This window comes from Paenibacillus terrae HPL-003 (assembly GCF_000235585.1).
GTDB lineage: Bacteria > Bacillota > Bacilli > Paenibacillales > Paenibacillaceae > Paenibacillus > Paenibacillus terrae_B.
This window is the reverse complement of record NC_016641.1, coordinates 991,129-1,010,826: the sequence shown is the minus strand read 5'-3', so window position 1 is coordinate 1,010,826 and position 19,698 is coordinate 991,129. Positions and strand designations below refer to the sequence as shown.

The 19,698-nt window shown below is 48.7% G+C and carries 17 protein-coding genes; all 17 read left to right on the top strand.

The genetic code is table 11. From position 1 onward, the window contains the following. Window positions 1-13 precede the first annotated feature (13 nt). The 17 genes from atpA (at window position 14) to csaB (ending at window position 19,692) form a co-directional block, all read left to right on the top strand. Window positions 14-1,528: a F0F1 ATP synthase subunit alpha gene (gene atpA / locus HPL003_RS04720; RefSeq protein WP_014278472.1), complete on the top strand. Its 1,515-nt coding sequence runs from the start codon at window positions 14-16 to the stop codon at window positions 1,526-1,528. Between the two features lie 247 nt (window positions 1,529-1,775). After that, entirely contained in the window at window positions 1,776-2,642 is an 867-nt protein-coding gene (gene atpG / locus HPL003_RS04715; protein ID WP_014278470.1) for an ATP synthase F1 subunit gamma, read from the top strand. Between the two features lie 122 nt (window positions 2,643-2,764). Beyond that, on the top strand, window positions 2,765-4,165 hold the full coding sequence (gene atpD / locus HPL003_RS04710) for a F0F1 ATP synthase subunit beta (RefSeq protein ID WP_014278469.1): 1,401 nt from the start codon (window positions 2,765-2,767) through the stop codon (window positions 4,163-4,165). Window positions 4,166-4,235: 70 nt separating this feature from the next. Then, window positions 4,236-4,649: a F0F1 ATP synthase subunit epsilon gene (locus tag HPL003_RS04705; RefSeq protein WP_014278468.1), complete on the top strand. Its 414-nt coding sequence runs from the start codon at window positions 4,236-4,238 to the stop codon at window positions 4,647-4,649. A 352-nt stretch (window positions 4,650-5,001) separates the two neighbouring features. Next, the gene (locus tag HPL003_RS04700) at window positions 5,002-5,253 is read left to right on the top strand and encodes a DUF1146 family protein (RefSeq protein WP_014278467.1); all 252 of its coding nucleotides are present in this window, start codon (window positions 5,002-5,004) and stop codon (window positions 5,251-5,253) included. Window positions 5,254-5,577: 324 nt separating this feature from the next. After that, on the top strand, window positions 5,578-6,927 hold the full coding sequence (gene murA, locus HPL003_RS04695) for a UDP-N-acetylglucosamine 1-carboxyvinyltransferase (RefSeq protein WP_014278466.1): 1,350 nt from the start codon (window positions 5,578-5,580) through the stop codon (window positions 6,925-6,927). Window positions 6,928-7,159: 232 nt separating this feature from the next. Further along, entirely contained in the window at window positions 7,160-8,587 is a 1,428-nt protein-coding gene (spoIID, locus tag HPL003_RS04690) for a stage II sporulation protein D (RefSeq protein WP_014278465.1), read from the top strand. A 70-nt stretch (window positions 8,588-8,657) separates the two neighbouring features. Beyond that, window positions 8,658-9,398 (top strand): stage II sporulation protein SpoIIQ, encoded by a 741-nt coding sequence (locus HPL003_RS04685; RefSeq protein ID WP_014278464.1) that lies wholly within the window; start codon window positions 8,658-8,660, stop codon window positions 9,396-9,398. Window positions 9,399-9,598: 200 nt separating this feature from the next. Next, window positions 9,599-9,886, top strand: a complete 288-nt coding sequence (gene spoIIID / locus HPL003_RS04680) for a sporulation transcriptional regulator SpoIIID (RefSeq protein WP_007432737.1) — start codon at window positions 9,599-9,601, stop codon at window positions 9,884-9,886. Between the two features lie 172 nt (window positions 9,887-10,058). Further along, a complete protein-coding gene (gene mreB, locus HPL003_RS04675; RefSeq protein ID WP_014278463.1) occupies window positions 10,059-11,057 on the top strand; it encodes a rod shape-determining protein in 999 nt (332 codons plus the stop codon). A gap of 122 nt (window positions 11,058-11,179) precedes the next feature. Further along, entirely contained in the window at window positions 11,180-12,064 is an 885-nt protein-coding gene (locus HPL003_RS04670) for a flagellar hook-basal body protein (protein WP_014278462.1), read from the top strand. 13 nt (window positions 12,065-12,077) lie between these two features. Then, window positions 12,078-12,905, top strand: a complete 828-nt coding sequence (locus HPL003_RS04665; RefSeq protein WP_014278461.1) for a flagellar hook-basal body protein — start codon at window positions 12,078-12,080, stop codon at window positions 12,903-12,905. Window positions 12,906-12,915: 10 nt separating this feature from the next. Beyond that, on the top strand, window positions 12,916-13,128 hold the full coding sequence (locus HPL003_RS04660; protein WP_043922303.1) for a DNA-directed RNA polymerase subunit beta: 213 nt from the start codon (window positions 12,916-12,918) through the stop codon (window positions 13,126-13,128). Between the two features lie 913 nt (window positions 13,129-14,041). Continuing rightward, complete coding sequence (gene fabZ, locus HPL003_RS04655; protein ID WP_014278459.1) at window positions 14,042-14,488, top strand: 3-hydroxyacyl-ACP dehydratase FabZ; 447 nt, start codon at window positions 14,042-14,044, stop codon at window positions 14,486-14,488. A 96-nt stretch (window positions 14,489-14,584) separates the two neighbouring features. Then, window positions 14,585-16,303: a phospho-sugar mutase gene (locus HPL003_RS04650; protein WP_014278458.1), complete on the top strand. Its 1,719-nt coding sequence runs from the start codon at window positions 14,585-14,587 to the stop codon at window positions 16,301-16,303. 261 nt (window positions 16,304-16,564) lie between these two features. Next, window positions 16,565-18,580 (top strand): DUF5693 family protein, encoded by a 2,016-nt coding sequence (locus tag HPL003_RS04645; protein ID WP_014278457.1) that lies wholly within the window; start codon window positions 16,565-16,567, stop codon window positions 18,578-18,580. After that, window positions 18,556-19,692: a polysaccharide pyruvyl transferase CsaB gene (gene csaB, locus HPL003_RS04640; RefSeq protein ID WP_014278456.1), complete on the top strand. Its 1,137-nt coding sequence runs from the start codon at window positions 18,556-18,558 to the stop codon at window positions 19,690-19,692. The genes HPL003_RS04645 and csaB overlap by 25 nt, the downstream gene beginning before the upstream one ends. The last annotated feature ends 6 nt before the right edge of the window (window positions 19,693-19,698 follow it).

Sequence of the window (19,698 nt, the reverse complement as noted above, 5' to 3'; positions counted from 1 at the left end):
GGGGTGAACACACTTGAGTATCAAACCTGAAGAAATCAGTTCATTGATTAAAAGTCAGATTGAACAATATAAAAATGATATCGAGGTCGTTGAAGTCGGCACTGTTGTTGAAGTCGGCGACGGTATTGCCCGCGTCTACGGACTGGAAAAAGTCATGTCCGGTGAATTGGTTGAATTCGAAAACGGCGTTTTGGGCTTGGCGCTCAACGTGGAAGAAAGCAATGTCGGTGTCGTTATTCTCGGTCAATTCTCCGATATCCGTGAAGGCGGTCAAGTGAAACGTACAGGTCAGATCATGCAGGTTCCTGTAGGGGAAGCATTGATCGGACGTGTCGTTAATCCACTGGGACAACCAGTTGACGGTAAAGGCCCAATTGCTACAACGGAATTCCGTCCGGTAGAAAGTCAGGCTCCAGGCGTTATGGCCCGTAAATCGGTACATGAGCCAATGCAGACGGGGATTAAAGCTATTGATGCGATGGTTCCGATTGGTCGTGGCCAACGTGAGCTGATCATTGGTGACCGTCAAACAGGTAAAACCTCTATCGCGATTGACGCGATTTTGAATCAAAAAGGCAGCGGCATGAAATGTATTTATGTTGCCATCGGCCAAAAGCAGTCTACGGTAGCTCAAGTCGTTGAAACCTTACGCCGTCATGGTGCTTTGGAATATACGATTGTTGTTACAGCAGCAGCTTCCGAGCCATCACCATTGCTCTATATCGCACCTTACTCTGGCTGCGCTATGGGCGAGTACTTTATGTACAAAGGTGAGCACGTATTGGTTGTATACGATGACTTGACCAAACAAGCGTCAGCTTACCGGGAGCTTTCCCTGTTGCTGCGTCGTCCACCGGGCCGTGAGGCATACCCAGGTGACGTTTTCTATCTGCATTCCCGCTTGCTGGAACGTGCAGCGAAGCTGAATGACGAGTTAGGCGGCGGATCGCTTACTGCGTTGCCATTCATCGAAACACAGGCTTCCGACGTATCTGCCTATATTCCAACGAACGTTATTTCCATCACAGATGGACAAATCTTCCTTGAAGCTGACTTGTTCTATGCAGGACAACGCCCGGCGATTAACGTAGGTATTTCCGTATCCCGTGTAGGTGGTTCGGCTCAGATCAAAGCGATGAAAAAGGTTGCAGGTTCCCTGCGTCTGGATCTTGCCCAATATCGTGAGCTTCAAGCGTTCTCCCAATTCGGTTCCGATTTGGACAAGTCCACCAAGGCTCGTCTGGATCGCGGCGCGCGTATGATGGAGATTTTGAAACAGGGTGTTAACCAGCCGCTGGCTGTAGAGCAACAGGTTGTGAGCTTGTACACTGCGGTAAAAGGCTTCCTGGATGATATTCCTGTTGCAGACGTGAAACGTTTTGAGAAAGACTTCCTTTCTTATATGGAGTCTGATCACCAAGACATTCTTCAATCTATTCGTGACACAAAAGACTTGGTACCTGATAACGATGCGGCTCTCAAAGCAGCTATCGAGAAATTCAAAAAATCATTTGCTACGTCGGTTTAATACATTGGAATTTGCCTGTTTATGACGAGAAGTGCCCTAAGGAAGCGTGCCCTCCGGGCTGTGGCTTCCTTGGCATGTTTTATCCACAATAACAGGCCCTTTATGATAAGTCCGGCTGGACTGTCCTTCATCATGGGACGGCCGGATATCCAGAACCGGTTTACGAAGTTAGCTTTGGTAAAGCCAAAGCTAAGTGAATGCTTACGAAGTAGCTTTGGCTTTGCCAAAGCTTGAAGGTGGTGAAATCATGGCAAAAGGTATGCGCGAGATTAAACGTCAGATCAAAAGTGTGCAGAGTACGAAGCAGATTACGAAAGCGATGGAGATGGTAGCTGCATCCAAGCTGAGAAAAGCTCAGGAGAAGGCTGAAGCGGCCCGTCCTTATTCGGAAAAGCTTAGGGAAGTTGTGACCAGTATTGCTGCGGGGTCAAACAACGTTAAGCACCCGATGCTGGAATCGCGTCCGGTCAAAAAGACGGCATATCTCATCATTACATCTGATCGTGGTCTGGCTGGTGGTTATAATGCCAATATTTTGCGGCAGGTTACACAGACAATTGCAGAACGTCACCGTTCACAGGATGAATTTACCATTTTCATTATTGGACGAAAAGGGCGGGACTATTTCAGACGCCGCGAGTTTCCTATTGCCGAGTCGGTAACAGACCTGTCGGATACACCTGCATTTGCAGATATCAAGGCGATTGCCAACAAAGCTGTACAGGGTTTTGAGCTCAAAGAATTTGATGAGCTGTATCTATGCTATAACCGCTTTGTTAATGCATTGACTCAGATTCCGACCGTTGAACGTCTGTTGCCTATGGCGACGCCGGATTCGGCTGCTGCATCATCCTCGATTAACTATGAGTATGAGCCATCACCGGAAGGAGTGCTGGAAGTGCTGTTGCCGCGGTACGCGGAAACACTCATCTATGGTGCTTTGCTGAACGGTAAGGCGAGTGAGCTGGGAGCAAAAATGACAGCAATGGGATCTGCCACTAAAAATGCTACGAAGCTGATTGGTGAGCTGTCGCTGACCTATAACCGTGCTCGTCAAGCGGCTATTACCCAGGAAATTACGGAAATCGTGGCAGGGGCAAGCGCCCAGTCTTAATGGGCTTTTTTTGCGGACTGCTGTATAGCTGGTCCTATACTAATATGATAATTTGCGGGCGCAAAACAAATCGTGTAGTTCGGATTTGCGGCTGTGCAAGCTTGTAGGAGGGAAACCAAAAGATGAACAAAGGACGCGTAGTGAGCATCATGGGTCCGGTTGTCGACGTTGAGTTTGAACGCGGACAGCTTCCAGAAATCCTGAATGCCATTCATATTGGGACTGTGCTGGAGAACGGAGTCAAAGTTGATCTGACGCTCGAAGCATCGAAACACCTTGGTGACAACCGTGTGCGTTGTATTGCCATGTCTTCCACGGATGGTCTGGTTCGTGGAGTTGAAGCAATCGATCAGGGAGCACCTATTTCGGTACCTGTCGGTGAAGCAACTCTGGGACGCGTATTTAACGTACTTGGAACGCCAATTGATAATGGTACTGATTTGAGTGAAGCAGCTAGAAACCCGATTCACCGTCAGGCTCCTGCCTTCGATGAATTGACAACTCAAGCAGAAATGCTCGAAACCGGCATTAAAGTTATCGACCTGCTGGCTCCTTACGCCAAAGGCGGTAAAGTTGGGTTGTTTGGTGGTGCTGGTGTAGGTAAGACCGTAACCATCCAGGAATTGATTAACAATATCGCTCAGGAACATGGTGGTATTTCCGTATTCGCAGGCGTTGGTGAACGTACGCGTGAGGGAAATGACTTGTACCATGAAATGAGAGATTCCGGCGTTATCAATAAAACAGCGATGGTGTTCGGACAAATGAACGAGCCTCCAGGCGCGCGTTTGCGTGTTGCCCTTACGGGTCTGACGATGGCGGAGTATTTCCGTGATCAGGAAGGCCGTGACGTGTTACTCTTTATTGATAACATCTTCCGCTTTACCCAAGCGGGTTCCGAGGTTTCCGCCCTGTTGGGACGTATGCCTTCGGCAGTAGGTTACCAGCCTACACTGGCAACTGAAATGGGTCAATTGCAAGAACGGATTACTTCTACTAAAAAGGGTTCTGTTACTTCCATTCAGGCCATCTATGTTCCTGCAGATGACTACACTGACCCGGCTCCTGCTACAACGTTTGCCCACTTGGATGCAACGACAAACCTGGAGCGTAAAATTTCCGAAATGGGTATTTACCCGGCGGTTGATCCACTCGCATCAAGCTCCCGGATTTTGGCTCCAGAAGTTGTAGGTGAAGAGCACTACAATGTAGCACAAGGCGTAAAACAAATTTTGGCCCGCTATAACGAGCTCCAGGATATCATTGCCATCCTGGGTATGGACGAGTTGAGTGAAGAAGACAAAATGCTGGTAGCCCGTGCGCGCAAAATCCAGCGTTTCCTGTCCCAACCTTTCCACGTTGCCGAAACGTTCAACGGCTTCCCGGGTAAATATGTACCGGTTAAAGAAACCGTACGAAGCTTCAAAGAAATTCTGGAAGGCAAGTATGATCATCTTCCAGAAGCGGCCTTCCTTTTTGTAGGCGCCATCGAAGAAGCGGTAGAAAAAGCCAAAACGCTGTAAGCATACAGGCGAAGAATAGCCGAGCCTTACGAAGTGAGCTGTCTGCGGGCAGCTTTCAGGAGGGATTCAAGTGAGCACGTATTTGTTGGAGATTGTGACGCCGGAGCGCCTGGTCTTTGCAGAACAGGTAGACAGCATCAGTGTTCGCGGCTCGGAAGGCGATCTTGGGATTTTACCCGGACACCTTCCCTTGGTCACTCCCTTGAAGATTGCGCCGGTACGTATTAAAACTGGCGGTCAGACAGAAGTGATTGCGGTCAATGGGGGCTTTGTAGAAGTCCGCAAGGATAAAGTGGTCATTTTGGCTGAAAGTGCGGAGCGTTCCGAGGATATTGATGTGGAGCGTGCCCGTGCGGCAAGGGAGCGGGCAGAGCTGCGGCTCCAGAGCAAACAGGAGAAAGTAGACCATCATCGGGCGGAGGTAGCCCTGCAACGGGCGCTTAACCGTCTGAATGCAACGAGCATCAGAACCAAAAAGATTTAAAATTGGGCTTTTAACTGGATTGTAAAAGGGTTCGGCATGGTATATGGATGGAATGACAAGGAGACCGCTTCATAATTTCTGCCAAATGATGTTCTGGCAGAAGAAGAGGAGGTAGACTTTTCCTTCCTTCAATCACTGTGATCGAGCCCTTTTTTTTTGATATGATTTCCAAAAATACAGTCCCATTTCTTGCTTAATAGCTAGGTACATAGTACCTTTTAAATTCACGAAACAGAAGGAAATGTTCACATTTTGTCGAAATAATTGTCCTGAAAGTAGAAATAGCACTGGCATATTAGGCGTTCGCCGAGTATTATAAAGAAGTCTGTGACGCAGATGGGAGGGATTACGGATGAACGGGAAGCAGCAATTGGCTGAACAGTTAAGTCAATCAGCGAGTATGACCGCGCTGGTCTCCATGATCGTGTCGCTCATTTGTATAGCGCTAGCTTGGTGGGCTTTACAGAGCTTAAAGCTGGATTTGTTCATCAGGCATCCTAAGGGACCACAGGGCAGATTGCTGCACTTGTTTCTTGCCATTATTTTGGGACAGCTGGTGTCCGGGTTCCTTTTAAGCTATATCTCATGGAGCCGGATGCTTTAGAATGTGTTTTAACATGAAGTGGGCAGGTTATATGACTTTATGACCCTGTATCTGCGGGAATTGTCGAATAACATCATGCCATATTGTCAACAATGGTAAACAAAAGAACTATGCGTGTATAGCTGGCCGGACAGGCTGGAAGCACAATAGTCGTCATGTGTAAAAAACGCTTGTATACTTGATTTAATCAGTGTTATGATGGCAGTTAGGGTATTAGTAAATTCTTGTTTTTTTATGTAATGAAAAAGCAAGGCATGAAAATAGCGGAATATGTTCTTTTTTTCCATGATGGAAAAGGGAAATGACGCGCGGAGGGAACCATAGATGAGCAAATTTATCGTCCGCGGTGGCAACAGATTGACCGGGAGTGTCAAAGTCAGCGGAGCCAAAAACTCAGTTCTGCCGATCATCGCCGCATCTCTTTTAGGAGAAGAAGGAGAAAGTGTTATCATTGATGCACCTCCTCTAGACGATGTGATGACCATTAACAAAGTGCTGGAGTCCTTAGGAGCAGGCGTTACATACCAAGACGAGGTCATTCGTGTTGACGCACGGAAGATAATTTCCTGTGAAGCCCCTTACGAGTGGGTTAGGAAAATGCGCGCATCGTTTTTGGTTATGGGGCCGTTGCTTACACGTTTGGGACACACAAGAATTTCGCTTCCAGGCGGATGTGCAATTGGTACGCGACCGATTGATCAGCATTTGAAGGGCTTTGAAGCATTGGGGGCCGAGATTAGTCTGGGCCAAGGATTTATTGAAGCTAAAAGTAACGGGCGTCTGCGTGGAGCCAAAGTTTATTTGGATGTAGCCAGCGTAGGTGCGACCGAAAATATTATGATGGCCGCTACTCTTGCGGAGGGCATTACCACCATTGAAAATGCTGCCAAGGAACCTGAGATCGTCGATCTTGCGAATTTCCTGAACGGTATGGGGGCTAAGGTGCGCGGTGCAGGTACAGGCGTTATTCGCATTGAAGGCGTTGAAAAGCTGCACGGTGTGAAGCATACGGTCATTCCCGACCGGGTAGAAGCAGGTACTTACATGGTTGCTGCTGCGATCACAGGCGGGAACGTATATGTAGAGGGCGCGATATCGGACCATTTGGGACCGGTTATCTCCAAGATGGAAGAAATGGGTGTAACCATTCAACCGGATGAAAATGGAATTCGTGTGATTTCGGATAAACCGTTAAAGGCTGTTGATGTTAAAACGTTGCCTTATCCTGGTTTCCCTACGGATATGCAGTCTCAGATGATGGCACTTCAACTTGCCGCTGAAGGCACCAGCATTATCACGGAAACTGTATTTGAAAATCGTTTTATGCATGTGGATGAATTTCATCTGATGAATGCGGAGATTAAAGTGGAAGGCCGTTCCGCGATTGTAACCGGCAATGCTAAATTGACAGGTGCAAAAGTGACCTCGACAGATTTGCGCGCAGGTGCCGCCTTGATTCTGACTGGACTGATTGCGGAAGGTACAACGGAGGTATCCGGCGTACATCACATTGACCGTGGTTATGTTCATCTGGCTGAGAAGCTGACCGGGTTAGGCGCGGACATTTACAGAGTAACGGTAGAAGAGCCCAAGCTGGGTGTTTCTAGTGCTGAGCGCGTCATACCAGAACCGGCATCAGGGAATCTGTTTAAGATTCAGCCTTCCCTGGCCTAAGCTTTAGCGTATATAGCCTCATGCGGCTACATGCTGTAACATTTACGAACAAGTGAGAAACCAAGTCCATAAAGGGCTTGGTTTTTTTATGTTTTCAGCCTGTCTTTTTCATTCTTTCAGTTCTCTTAAAAGGGTTCTATCAAAGTGGACGACTTCATATGATTGAAAATATCTGCTGGAGCATATCACTGCTTCCAGCCGGACTCAAGCCCTTTGATGGAGGTTTCAGCTTATGAAAGATTCACAGGTTCGTATTCGCATACCGATTCATCATTCCAAGGAACATCGCCGGACTTCACCTGAGGAAGACAGTCACGGCACTATAGCTGTTGTACAGGCAGGGCGTCCTGTGCCACAGCAGATCGTTCCGCCGGGCGCGTTAGCTCCTGACAGAGTGACTATCACCGCCCGGCGTACGGCGGCGGTCACTCCTGCGCAGCGCCCTATCCCCGCGTCGCCGCCCGTCCCTGGGGCAGCTACGACCCGCGCCCGCGGCAGCCTGCCGCCCGCGCCGCTGCCGCACCTGCGGCCTTCTGCCGGGCGTGTACCGCGCTGGGGCAGCCGCCGCCCATGGCTGCCCGCCGCCGCTATGGCGGGCCTGCTGGCGCTAGCGCTGGCCGTGCCCACACTGCTGGCATGGCCTCGCCACACGGCGCAGCCGTTGCCGCCTAGCAACCGCACGGGCACGTCTGCGGTTGCGAAGGGCGAGGCGCCTGTTACACGCCTGCCGGGCGTCCCGCCCATACCTGCGGTGCCCGCCGCGCCAGCGCGCAGTGTACCAGCGGCGGCAGAACCGGACGTGCGCGTGTACGTCACGTCCACCGGTCGCACGGAGACGCTGCCGCTGGAGCAATACATTGTCGGCGTAGTAGCCGCCGAAATGCCGCCCAGCTTCGAGGGCGAGGCGCTGAAGGCGCAGGCTATTGCCGCGCGTACCTTCATTGCTCGGCGTTTGCTGGCTGATGACACCAGCGGCGCTCCGGCGGGGGCGGATGTGACCGATACGGTTAAGCACCAAGCCTACATTTCCAAAGCCAAACTTAATAGAGAGTGGGGACATTCTGGCAAATCCGCAGAACTGGCCAAAATCCGGCAGGCTGTACGCGACACCAAGGATACGATCATGGTATATGAGGGCAAACCGATTACCGCTTCTTTTTTTTCTACCAGTAACGGTTATACTGAAAATTCAGAGGATGTATGGGCTAAGGCTGTTCCCTATTTACGGAGTGTGTCAAGCCCATGGGACAAGCAGCTTGCGCCCCGTTATGCAGAAACCGTCACACTGAGCCGCCAGAATGTGCTTGATAGATTGGGATTGAGCCGTACGGCGATAGCCGCTTCCACTGGAGGAGGGAGTATGCCGGAAATTCAAGTACTTTCCAAGACAAAGGGCCATCGGATCAAGCAGATCGAAGTAGGAGGCACTATTTTTACAGGGCCGGAAATCCGAAACAAGCTAGGGCTGCGTTCTGCTGAATTTACGTGGAAGACCGAAGGAGATCGGATCGTCATTACAACCTACGGCTACGGTCATGGTGTCGGTATGAGCCAATGGGGAGCCAACGGAATGGCCAAGGAAGGACATACCGCCACTCAAATTCTCCTTCACTATTACACGGGGGTTTCTTTTGCCCAAGCCTCTCGTATTCTAAGTTAGTAAATTTTTCAAAACTTTGAAGTATAAAAGAGTTGCACCCGGTAACACTGGTTACTGAGGTGATGAGCAAATGAGTGAACAAAATAAAAACCAGAACCAAAATCATGAAGAAACACCCAAAACCTTTCAGGGTGGAAGGGCTTCACGGCCGTCTTCGTGGAAAAAGCTGTTGTCCAAAAGGTGGGCATACCCGGCAGCCTACATTGCCGCAGCAGCCATTATACTAACCTTAGTGTGGGTCTATCAGGATGCCAGCCAGAAGTCTTTCAAACCTGACCCAGCTAATTCATCGGTACAGAATACATCAACAGTCAATACCGATGTCACCGGACAACAGCCTGAAAGTATGGAAGTCGTTGCCCAGTCGGAAAATCTCGCATGGCCGGTGGCGGATGCTGCCGCAGTACAGGTCGTAAAGCCATTCTTTGACGAAAACGCGACAGCTGACGAACAGGCGGCTGCAATGGTAGAGTACGATAAAACCTTTACCGCCAACACTGGTATTGATCTTTCTCGCGCCGATGATCAAACATTCGAAGTGAGAGCCGCTCTCAGTGGTAAGGTGACCCGTGTGGAACAACACCCGCTGGTAGGCAATGTTGTGGAAATTACGCATGATAACAATCTCAGAACCGTTTACCAAAGCTTGAACGATCTGAAAGTAAAAGAAGGCGATCAAGTAAAACAGAACGATGTCATCGCTTCGGCGGGTCGTAATGAACTTGAAAAGGATTTGAAAACACATCTGCATTTTGAAGTGTATCAGGATGCCAAGCCAGTGAATCCAACCGGTCTGCTTCCTAAAAAATAAATTCGGCAATAGCTTTTCATGCAAAGCGGGGGATCATCATCCCTCGCTTTTTCTTGTGCTTCTGTAGTTCATTGGGTAAACATAAGTTGCTTTTGCCAAATAAATAGGCCTTCCGAAGCATGTCTTCCCGCCAAACCGCGAATATATAGGCACACTCCTCATATAATGTACCAAACTATCCACAGTAGGGAGGCGGGAGCGTGCACGATTACATCAAGGAACGGACCATCAAAATCGGTCGCTGTATCGTGGAAACAAGGAATACGGTCCGTACGATTGCCAAGGAATTTGGTGTCTCCAAGAGCACGGTGCATAAAGATCTGACCGAACGGCTGCCTGAAATCAACCCGGACCTTGCAGATCAGGTGAAGCACATTCTTGAATACCATAAATCCATCCGTCATCTGCGGGGAGGGGAAGCGACGAAAATCAAGTACAAAAAAACGAGCGGCAAAAGAAGGGAGATCCTCGTTTCAGGCAAGTCTTAAAAATATATAGTGAATTGGCTGGCAAAGCCATTGAATCAACCCCCTGAAGTATGATATGTTAAAAGATGGTACAAGATCGAAAAATGACATGTAACCGTAGGTTTATACATATATTTGCCGCTTCTTGTCGAATCTTAGCTTTTTAAAATATCACTTTGGGGGCCTTTTTAATATGTTCAGTAATGATATCGGTATCGACCTCGGTACGGCCAACGTGCTTATCCACGTCAAAGGGAAGGGGGTTGTTCTTGACGAACCTTCCGTTGTTGCAATAGAAAGCGATACAAAAAGAGTTCTGGCTGTCGGAGAGGAAGCACGCCGTATGGTTGGACGTACTCCCGGTAATATCATAGCCATCCGTCCACTGCGCGACGGTGTCATCGCCGATTTTGAAGTGACCGAAGCTATGCTAAAATATTTTATCAATCGTGTAGGGGGTAAAAGCTGGTACAGCCACCCTCGTATTCTGATCTGTGCGCCGACGAACATTACCTCAGTGGAACAAAAAGCGATTCGTGAAGCGGCGGAGCGTAGCGGGGCTAAAGAAGTATTTTTAGAGGAAGAGCCAAAAGCAGCTGCCATCGGGGCAGGAATGGATATTTTTGAGCCTAGTGGCAACATGGTTGTGGATATTGGTGGTGGAACAACAGATGTTGCGGTTCTGTCTATGGGGGATGTAGTAACGGCTTCTTCCATTAAAATGGCAGGAGATAAGTTTGATTCCGCCATCATGAAATATGTGAAAACAAAGTACAAGCTTTTGATCGGGGAACGTACGGCGGAAGATATTAAAATCGCCATCGGCACCGTGCATCCTAGCGGACGACAGGCAGAGATGGACATCCGGGGACGGGATATGGTATCCGGGTTGCCTAAAACGTTAGGTATTTCTGCGGCTGAGGTGCAGGATGCGCTCAGAGATCCTGTGTCAGCGATTGTTGCTGCGGCCAAGTTTGTATTGGAGCAGACCCCACCGGAACTGTCAGCCGACATTATTGACCGCGGTGTTATTTTGACAGGTGGCGGCGCGTTGCTGAGCGGTTTGGACGAGCTGCTTGCCGAAGAACTGCGTGTTCCGGTGCTGGTTGCTGAAGATCCGATGCATTGTGTCGTCAAGGGCACAGGAATTATGCTGGATAATTTGGATCATGTCGTTAAGAAAAAGTTCTAATCTGCCGATAATGATTATAAGAGACTCGTGTGTGATCATGCAGGCTATCTAGGCTTTGGCTTCCATGCCTCCGTACGAGCAGATGTTTGATCAGGAGAGTACAGGATTGGGGTGCACGATACATGTTGAGAGGTTTATATACTGCGGCTGCCGGAATGACAACGCAACAACGACGCCATGACACCGTGACGCAAAATATTGCCAATATGAACACGCCGGGATACAAGCAGGAGAACAGTGTTCAGCGTTCTTTTCCCGAAATGCTTATTTCGATGACTGGAGGCAATCCGGATAATCCGGACCGTACGGTCGGCAAGCTCAATACTGGCGTTTTTGCTGAGGAAAGCCTCTCCCCTTACATTCAGGGGGCATTGAAGGACAGCGGACAAGCTACGGATTTCGCGATACAGTCCAATATTAACGTGAACGACCCGGCAACTGGTCGGCCTATGGCTTTTGATCAGTCGGGGAAATTCATCAATGCTAACGGTGAAGTCACCTATCGTCCGGAAGCGTTTTTTACGGTTCGGGACAATAACGGTAATGTACGTTATACACGTGATGGGCATTTTCGGGTAAATGGAACAGGAGCGTTGCTCTCGTCAACTGGTTCAGCAGTGCTGGATACGAATGGCAACCCGATACGATTGACGGGGGCTGTTTCAGCGCTTAAAGTAAATGAGCGAGGCGAATTGGTGGACAAAGACTCCAATCAGACATTGGGGACGACGCTCGGAATCAGTGTCATTGACCGTCCATACCAGCTCGTTCGTGAAGGTAACGGGAATTTTCGTCTGAATGATACGGACGGTGCTACGGCCAGAACGATGACTGCAAATGATGTGGTTTCTGTCCGTCAAGGCTATCTGGAAGTATCCAATGTGGACGCTTCGCAGTCGATGGTGGATATGATGGCTGCGTTAAGAGCTTATGAAGCGAATCAGAAGGTCATTCAATTTTATGATAAAAGCTTGGACAAGGCCGTTAATGAAGTAGGCCGTGTATAACAGGGGGTAAGTGATGAACAACTCCATGATCGGCGCAATGGTGTCAATGGCCAGTGTGCAGCAGCGCTTGGATTTGATTGCCGATAATATCGCCAATGTCAATACGGTTGGTTATAAGAGTAAACAGGGTTCTTTTGAAGATGTGCTAGCCAATGTGAAGCAGCAGCCTTCAACGTATCTCCAAAACGGACGGGCTATGCCGCTCGGCTATAATTTGGGCTACGGTGTGAAAGTGGCCTCGACTATGAAAAATATGGAGCAAGGACCGCTTAAAGAGACGGGGCTTCCTACCGATCTGGCGATCCAGGGTAATGCTATGTTCGAAGTTCAGGGGAATGGACAGAAGGCTTGGACACGTGACGGAGGCTTTCATTTTATTCCAGATCCGAATGACGGCACAACAATGATGTTGACAACTTCAGAGGGCTATCAAGTGTTAGATAACAATGATGTTCCTGTGACCGCTCCGGCTAACTCCAAGGTAGCGATTAACACGGACGGTGAATTGCTCATTCGCCGAAACGGGACCGGAGATCCGACAGTTGGTCAGAGGATCAAGCTGATGGATGTGCAGCGTCCAGAAGGATTGGAACAACGGGACGATAACCTATTCGTATTAGCGAACGGTGTGACAGAAGCGAATGTATTTGGTGCAGCAGGTGTAGCGGGCGCTGTTCCACCGGACGTATCTGTACGTTCCGGTTATTTGGAAGAGTCGAATGTGGATTTAGCGGGTGAAATGACGGATATGATGCAAGTTCAGCGGATGTATCAAATGGCAGCGCGGGCGCTGACTTCTAGCGATACAATGATGAACCTGGCTAACAATCTGAGGGCATAGGGATTTGGTAATGAAAGAAGAACAACCCAATTCCCGTCCGGTGCCTGAAAAGGCGAAGTCCCGCTGGCGTACCGCCCGTTATTTCGTAATCCCGTTGCTATTCCTATTCGCGCTGTTGGGTGGTTTGATTGCAGGATATGTGATCGTAGGCAAGCAAGGGCTGGCAGGTGTATTTGAATGGAAAACCTGGCAGCATGTCATTGATTTGATATTTGCGCCTTGATTTACTTTAAAAGAGTGGGGGCGAGGAAAGACCGCTCCGCGAATGATTTGATCTTACGATCGCTGTTGCAACGGGATTTTCTTATTTTATAAGTTATTCAAGTGTAAAAATCCCGTTGCAAAGGCGAACGCTCACGCTTCTTCAGATTCAAATCCTCCGCTTCGCTGCTGCCTGCCATTGAGCCCACTCTTGTTAAGGTAAATCAACCCGCTATTTGTGTGGGTAGTATATAAAAACAAAACCCTGTGCCAGCGGCGCAGGGTTTTGTTATGCATAATGGTACACGTTTGGGTCTATGATGGGATTGATATCCCCATATATGAATTTGTCGTTGTTAAAGCCCAGGTCTTAGACTAGGCTTTGTTGTTTCGCCCTTCCTGATGGCGAGCTTTATTGAAGCTGCCGATTTCTTTTGAGCCCAAGGTAGCTCAGCGTAGTGGTTCATTGAATTTGGAGAAGCGATAGCGTTCGTCTTTGTCCCTGAATTTTAACCTTATAGGTTTTATAAAATGAAAAAATTAAGGGGCAACAGCGATCGTAAAATCAAATGAACCGCGAAGCGAACCCTATGTTTCAAATAAAATTGCAGTTCAACCCCCTAAAACGAGCAACCAATATGGTACTTCCGCGTAATTTTCTTTTTACATCTGATAACTGTATAATGATGGGGAAGTTTAAACACTGCGGGGTAAGACCAAGCACGGGCAAAAGGGCCTCTTCGCGCCTCTGGTTGCATAACCGGCGGAAAAAGCCCCTTATCTCAACCTTCACTTCTGCAGTAGGTGAAGGATATCTAACATTGTTACCGCTTTGAGCTGTTTTTATGCAGCGCAGGCGGGGGAATATTATGCTTGCAGCGGCTCTATTTTGTTGAGGGCCGAGACCCTGCAAGCGGGAGGAGCTATTAAGGTAAATGGACAAATTGCAATTGGATGTTAATCAAATTCAGGAGATTATCCCGCATCGACCGCCGTTTTTGTTGGTGGACCGCATTATTGAGCTGGAGGAAGGGAAAAGAGCAGTAGGAATTAAAAATGTAACGATGAATGAGCCTCATTTCATTGGACATTTTCCGGGGTATCCTGTTATGCCGGGTGTGCTGATTACCGAAGCCTTGGCTCAGGTAGGGGCATTCGCACTGCTGCATCTGGAAAGCAATCGCGGTAAAATTGGTTTCTTGGCAGGGCTGGATGGCTTCCGTTTCCGTGGACAGGTGGTTCCTGGGGATACGCTGACGCTTGAAGTGGAAATAACCCGTTCCAAAGGCTCGTTTGGCAAAGGGAAAGCTACGGCCAAAGTAGGCGAGACGGTAGTAGCCGAAGGCGAAATTATGTTTGCTTTGTCTGACCCTGCTCAATAAGTAAGCTCTGGAGACATAAGCACGACGTTTGAACCGAGTGCATGTGTACATAGAAATCCTGTTTTGACCAACCAAAAACGGAGAGGGGAAATTGGCATGACGCAGTTGAGTAAAAAGGCATTGGAAAGCATTGAGAGCTGGCTGCATGACCCTTATATTGATGAAGAAACCAAACAGGAGTTGCGCGCATTGGAAGGCAACGAGCAGGAGTTGGAGGATCGCTTTTACAAAGAGCTGGAATTCGGCACAGGTGGTCTGCGCGGAGTGATCGGGGCGGGCAGCAACCGGATGAATCGTTACGTCATTGGACGTGCGACTCAGGGACTGGCTCGTTATATTTTGGAGCAGCATGTGGGGAAAGAAGGGAAGCCTTCGGTTGTAATCGCACATGACTCGCGTCATTTCTCGCCAGAGTTTGCTTTGGATGCGGCTTTGGTGCTGGCAGGCAACGGCATCGTTGCTAAGCTGTTCCCATCCTTGCGTCCAACACCACAGCTTTCTTTTAGCGTACGTCATTTGGGAGCCAGTGGTGGAATTGTCGTAACAGCAAGCCATAACCCTCCTGAATATAATGGATACAAGGTATACAACGATGAAGGTGGTCAGCTTGTTCCTGATCAGGCCGAGCAGGTAATTGGTTATATCCATGAGGTTCCTTCTTTTGCTGATGTTCACCGTCTGACACGTGAAGAAGCAGAGGCGCAGGGCCTGCTGGTTTGGCTCGGAGAGCAAGAAGATGAAGCATTTGTGGATACGGTAGCCAGTGCGAGTGTTAATCGTGAGCTGATTGCAGCCGGACCAGGCAAAAACTTCAAGGTTGTGTTTACACCTCTTCATGGCTCAGGCAACGTACCGATTCGCCGCGTGTTGGAGAAAATCGGTTTTGAGCAGGTGCATGTTGTGCCTGAACAAGAACAGCCAGACGCTGAATTTTCCACTGTCAAATCACCAAACCCGGAAGAACGTGATGCCTTCAAGCTGGCGATTGCGCTGGGTGAAAAGATTGGTGCGGACTTGTTGATCGGTACAGACCCGGATGCGGATCGCATGGGAGCGGTTGTGAAAAACCGTGACGGCGAGTATGTAGTATTGTCCGGTAATCAGTCTGGCGCGATCATGGTCTACTACTTGTTGAACCAGCTAAAAGAAACGGGTAAGCTTCCAAGTAATGGAGCGGTCGTTAAAACCATCGTAACAAGTGAAATGGGCGCAGTGATTGCTGAGCATTTTGGAGCAACCGTATTTAACACGCTTACGGGCTTCAAGTACATTGGTGAGAAAATGAATCAGTTTGACCAAACAGGCGATTATACCTACCTGTTTGGCTATGAGGAGAGCTACGGCTATTTGGCAGGTAATTATGCCCGTGACAAGGATGCGGTCTTGGCGGCTATGCTGATCGCTGAAGCGGCTGCTTATTACAGTACCCAAGGCAAGACGCTGTATGATGTTTTAGAGGAGCTGTACGAGCAGTTTGGTTACTTTCTGGAGAAGCTGGAGTCCCGCACACTCAAGGGCAAGGATGGAGTGGCGCAGATTCAAGGCAAAATGACGGATTGGCGCACTACCCCACCTCTGGAGATTGCAGGCGTGAAGGTGGAAAAAGTGCTGGATTACTCACAGGGTTTGGACGGACTTCCGCAAGAGAATGTGCTTAAGTTCTTACTGGAAGACGGTTCGTGGTTCTGCTTGCGTCCTTCCGGTACCGAGCCGAAGATTAAAGTATACTTTGCGGTACGAGGTTCCTCTCTGGCGGATGCTGAGCAAAGAATCAGCCGTCTGGTGGAAGCTGTTATGGCACGCGTAGACGCTTGAGACAAATCCATTTATAATAGAATAGGGTTAAGGGAATTGGATACGAACTAAGAAATCGGTGACCTCTCACGGCAAAGGGCAGTACGCCGTGGGGGTCATTTCCGTGTTGTAGAATAAACTGGAAGAGGCTTTGGGAAAATAAGCTTATTCCGGTAACGGAGGATTTTGCAAAATCCAATGAGTGGTCTACCAGCAACTGAGTAAGGGCAAGGTGGACAGCATTGAATTTTGCAAAATCCCGAATATTAAGGAGGTTCTTTGGTGTATCAGAAATGGCAGTATTGGAATACGGCTTCTCGAAAATGGTTATGGATTCTGGTTGCACTTGGCTTGCTGGCTTCCATTCCTGTAATTGCCGATCGTGTGCAGACAGAATCATCAAGTAAAAAAGTAGAGATCGTATTCGACTATCGGGATTTGACGGAGGCAGCTTCGTATCAGGCCCACCCACAGGATTACCTGAATGAGCAGCTTGACCGTTTAAAACAGGCTGGTGTGAACAGTATGGCAATGTATGAAAGTACGTTGGACGATTTCCGCAAAGCGGGCCGGGTCGTAACCTATACGACTCAGAACATCGCAGATATGGAAAAACGCCTTTCACCTGCAAATGAGAATTTTACGTACGTTGTTTTTGCTGACAAGGAAAATGCTGAGGCATTAAAGCCGTTAATTGAACGTACTTTTAGCAGTCTGGACATTAACGTCAAACCATGGACTTTTCAGGGCCATGAAGGGCTCGTTGTAGAAACTTCTCCAGAGGACGCGTATCTCAAACCCATGCAGCCTGATCCGATTGCCATGAAACAGCTTCGGAGTAAAGGATTTTTTATTGTTCCTCGGATGAGCGACAGCCTTCCTTACAATCAGGAATTGACGGAAGAGACGTTGGCTTCCTTTCAGGAGAATGGCGTAAAACGCATTTTGTTTGAAGGAGATTCTGTCAAAGGGTTTACAGATAATGAGAAAGAACACAGTCTGGCGGCATTTGCTCAATTGCTGAACAAATACAATATTGGCCTGGCCGCTATTGAAAACTTGAAAAAACCGCAGGCAGGCTTCAACAAGCTGGCTTACGCTATAAAATATAATGTTGTGCGCCTGTACTCCCTGAGTGACAAAGATTCAACGCTTGATGTGGAGACGTTGGCTGATCGTTTTGCATTGGCGACCAAGGACCGCAACATTCGCATGCTGTATCTTAATACAGCTCCGACCCGTAGTGTGGCTGAGGCCAAAGTGAAGGATTCTGTAGATAACTTGATCCATAGCTTGGACAATCCGGGTAATGCTGTTCAACGGATGGAGAAAAAGGGATTTGAGCTTGGACAGGCTGAACCATTTCAAGTGGTTGATTCGTCGTACCAGCGTTACCTGAAATTGGTGGTTGTACTGGGGGCACTGGCTTTCTTCTCCATTATGGTGTCGTATTTTGTCCCAGCGTTGACCTTGCTAGCGTTTGGATTGGGATTGATTGGCTCAGCAGGTCTTTACGTCTTGAACTCCAGCTTGATGGAGCAGGGCTTGGCACTACTTGCAGCGATTAGCGGACCCACAGTTGCAATGGTTATTGCTGTGCGTACGATTAGAATCAAACGTGAACAGGAACCTGAGCTTTCAGTAGGTCGCCGTCTCGTTCAAACACTTGTATTGTACGTTCAGACAGCGGTCTTGTCGTTGGCTGCTGTACCGTTTGTTATTGCGTTGTTGAATAGTATTGCATACAGCCTTGTGCTGAACCAATTTAGAGGCGTAAGCTTGCTTCACATTTTGCCGATTTTTTTGGCGGCGATATATATTTTCTTTTATCGGGGCGTTTCTATACGTGAAGAAATCTCAAAGCTGTTGCGCACGCCGATTACCGTACTATGGGTCATCGTACTAGCTGTTATTGGAGCCGCAGGAGTGTACTATTTGAGCCGTACCGGGAATGCGGGTACCGTGTCTAACACAGAGCTGGTTTTCCGAAATTTCCTTGAGAATGCATTTGGTGTGCGTCCGCGTAATAAGGAATTCTTGATGGCACACCCACTGTTTATTGCAGGTGCGTTCCTTGCGTTGAAATATCGCAAAGCGATCTATTTGCTGATTATAGCTGCTATTGGTCAAGCCTCTATGGTCGATACCTTTGCTCACATTCATTCTCCAGCGGCACTCTCGCTTAGTCGTGGGCTGTTAGGATTGGGATTTGGTCTGATTCTGGGAATTATCGCAATTGTCGTGTGGCAAGTGCTGGAAGGATGTTGGAAGAAATGGTCACCACAGCTCAAACGATAATAATCTCGGGTTATTACGGCTTTCACAATAGTGGAGACGAGGCGGTGCTCAAGTCGATTTTGACAGCATTAGAGGAAGAAAGCCGTCAGGCGGGTATTACGATTAAGCCTGTTGTGCTGTCTTCGGACCCCGATTGGACGCAGAAGATGTACGGAGTAGAAGCTGTACCACGAATGAGTCTGGGAGAAGTTCGGAGAGCCATTAAAAACAGTGACGGGTTAATCAGCGGCGGCGGAAGTTTGCTTCAGGACGCAACAAGTCCCAAAAGCATTCCTTATTATCTGGCGATTCTCAAGCTGGCTCAGTGGGCCGGAAAGCCGACGTTTGTGTATGCTCAAGGCATTGGTCCGGTGCAACGGAAGATATTTTACCCTATGATCCGGTCTGTGTTTCAGCGCTGCGAATATGTATCTGTAAGAGATGAACAGTCTGCGACGCTACTGGGCGCCATGAAATTAAAACGCCCTGCTGTCGAGGTCGTTCCCGATCCCGTAATGGGGCTTCCATTGCCCTCCCATTCTGAAGGCTTGCACAAAGCGGCTGTTGAAGGGGAGGATGAACTTCCGATTGTTGGTGTGTCGGTACGTTACTGGGACAAGGAGCGTCGTGAATTAACGGCGATTGCGGATGGTTTGAAGAAATTAGTTGCTGCACGCCGTGTGCATTTGCGCTTTTTCCCTTTTCATCTGCCGGACGATGAGCAGGCTTCAAGGATGGTAATGGATTTGTTAGGGGATGTTAGGGAAACGGGCAGCTGTGTCAGCATGTGTGAGCAGGTTACCGATCCTCAGCAGATGCTGCTGGAAGTCAGCCGCTGCAGTTTGATGATCGGGATGAGATTGCATAGTCTGATTTATGCAGCATCCCATCAAGTGCCCCCGTTGGGGATATCCTATGATCCGAAAATTGACCATTTTCTCGGTCGCGTCGGTAGCCAGCCTGTAGGCACTACAGAAGCGCTGGATGGTCAAAAGCTGGCTAATGAGGCTATACGACTGTTGGAACAGCGGGGCCAATGGATCGAGAGCCAGGGAGCGGCGATTGCTTTGTTAAAGAGCGAGGCCCGTTTGCCGGCACAGCATATCATTAATTACTTGTGTCGCAAAGGATGATGGATA

Excerpts from the sequence above, each read along its gene's own strand:
- HPL003_RS04660 (WP_043922303.1), top strand. The coding sequence starts at position 12,916 with ATGAAAGAAGAACAACCCAATTCCCGTCCGGTGCCTGAAAAGGCGAAG.
- HPL003_RS04685 (WP_014278464.1), top strand. The coding sequence starts at position 8,658 with ATGAGTGAACAAAATAAAAACCAGAACCAAAATCATGAAGAAACACCC.
- HPL003_RS04670 (WP_014278462.1), top strand. The coding sequence starts at position 11,180 with ATGTTGAGAGGTTTATATACTGCGGCTGCCGGAATGACAACGCAACAA.
- HPL003_RS04650 (WP_014278458.1), top strand. The coding sequence starts at position 14,585 with ATGACGCAGTTGAGTAAAAAGGCATTGGAAAGCATTGAGAGCTGGCTG.
- csaB (WP_014278456.1), top strand. The coding sequence starts at position 18,556 with ATGGTCACCACAGCTCAAACGATAATAATCTCGGGTTATTACGGCTTT.
- atpD (WP_014278469.1), top strand. The coding sequence starts at position 2,765 with ATGAACAAAGGACGCGTAGTGAGCATCATGGGTCCGGTTGTCGACGTT.
- spoIID (WP_014278465.1), top strand. The coding sequence starts at position 7,160 with ATGAAAGATTCACAGGTTCGTATTCGCATACCGATTCATCATTCCAAG.
- HPL003_RS04665 (WP_014278461.1), top strand. The coding sequence starts at position 12,078 with ATGAACAACTCCATGATCGGCGCAATGGTGTCAATGGCCAGTGTGCAG.
- murA (WP_014278466.1), top strand. The coding sequence starts at position 5,578 with ATGAGCAAATTTATCGTCCGCGGTGGCAACAGATTGACCGGGAGTGTC.
- atpG (WP_014278470.1), top strand. The coding sequence starts at position 1,776 with ATGGCAAAAGGTATGCGCGAGATTAAACGTCAGATCAAAAGTGTGCAG.
- fabZ (WP_014278459.1), top strand. The coding sequence starts at position 14,042 with ATGGACAAATTGCAATTGGATGTTAATCAAATTCAGGAGATTATCCCG.
- HPL003_RS04700 (WP_014278467.1), top strand. The coding sequence starts at position 5,002 with ATGAACGGGAAGCAGCAATTGGCTGAACAGTTAAGTCAATCAGCGAGT.
- mreB (WP_014278463.1), top strand. The coding sequence starts at position 10,059 with ATGTTCAGTAATGATATCGGTATCGACCTCGGTACGGCCAACGTGCTT.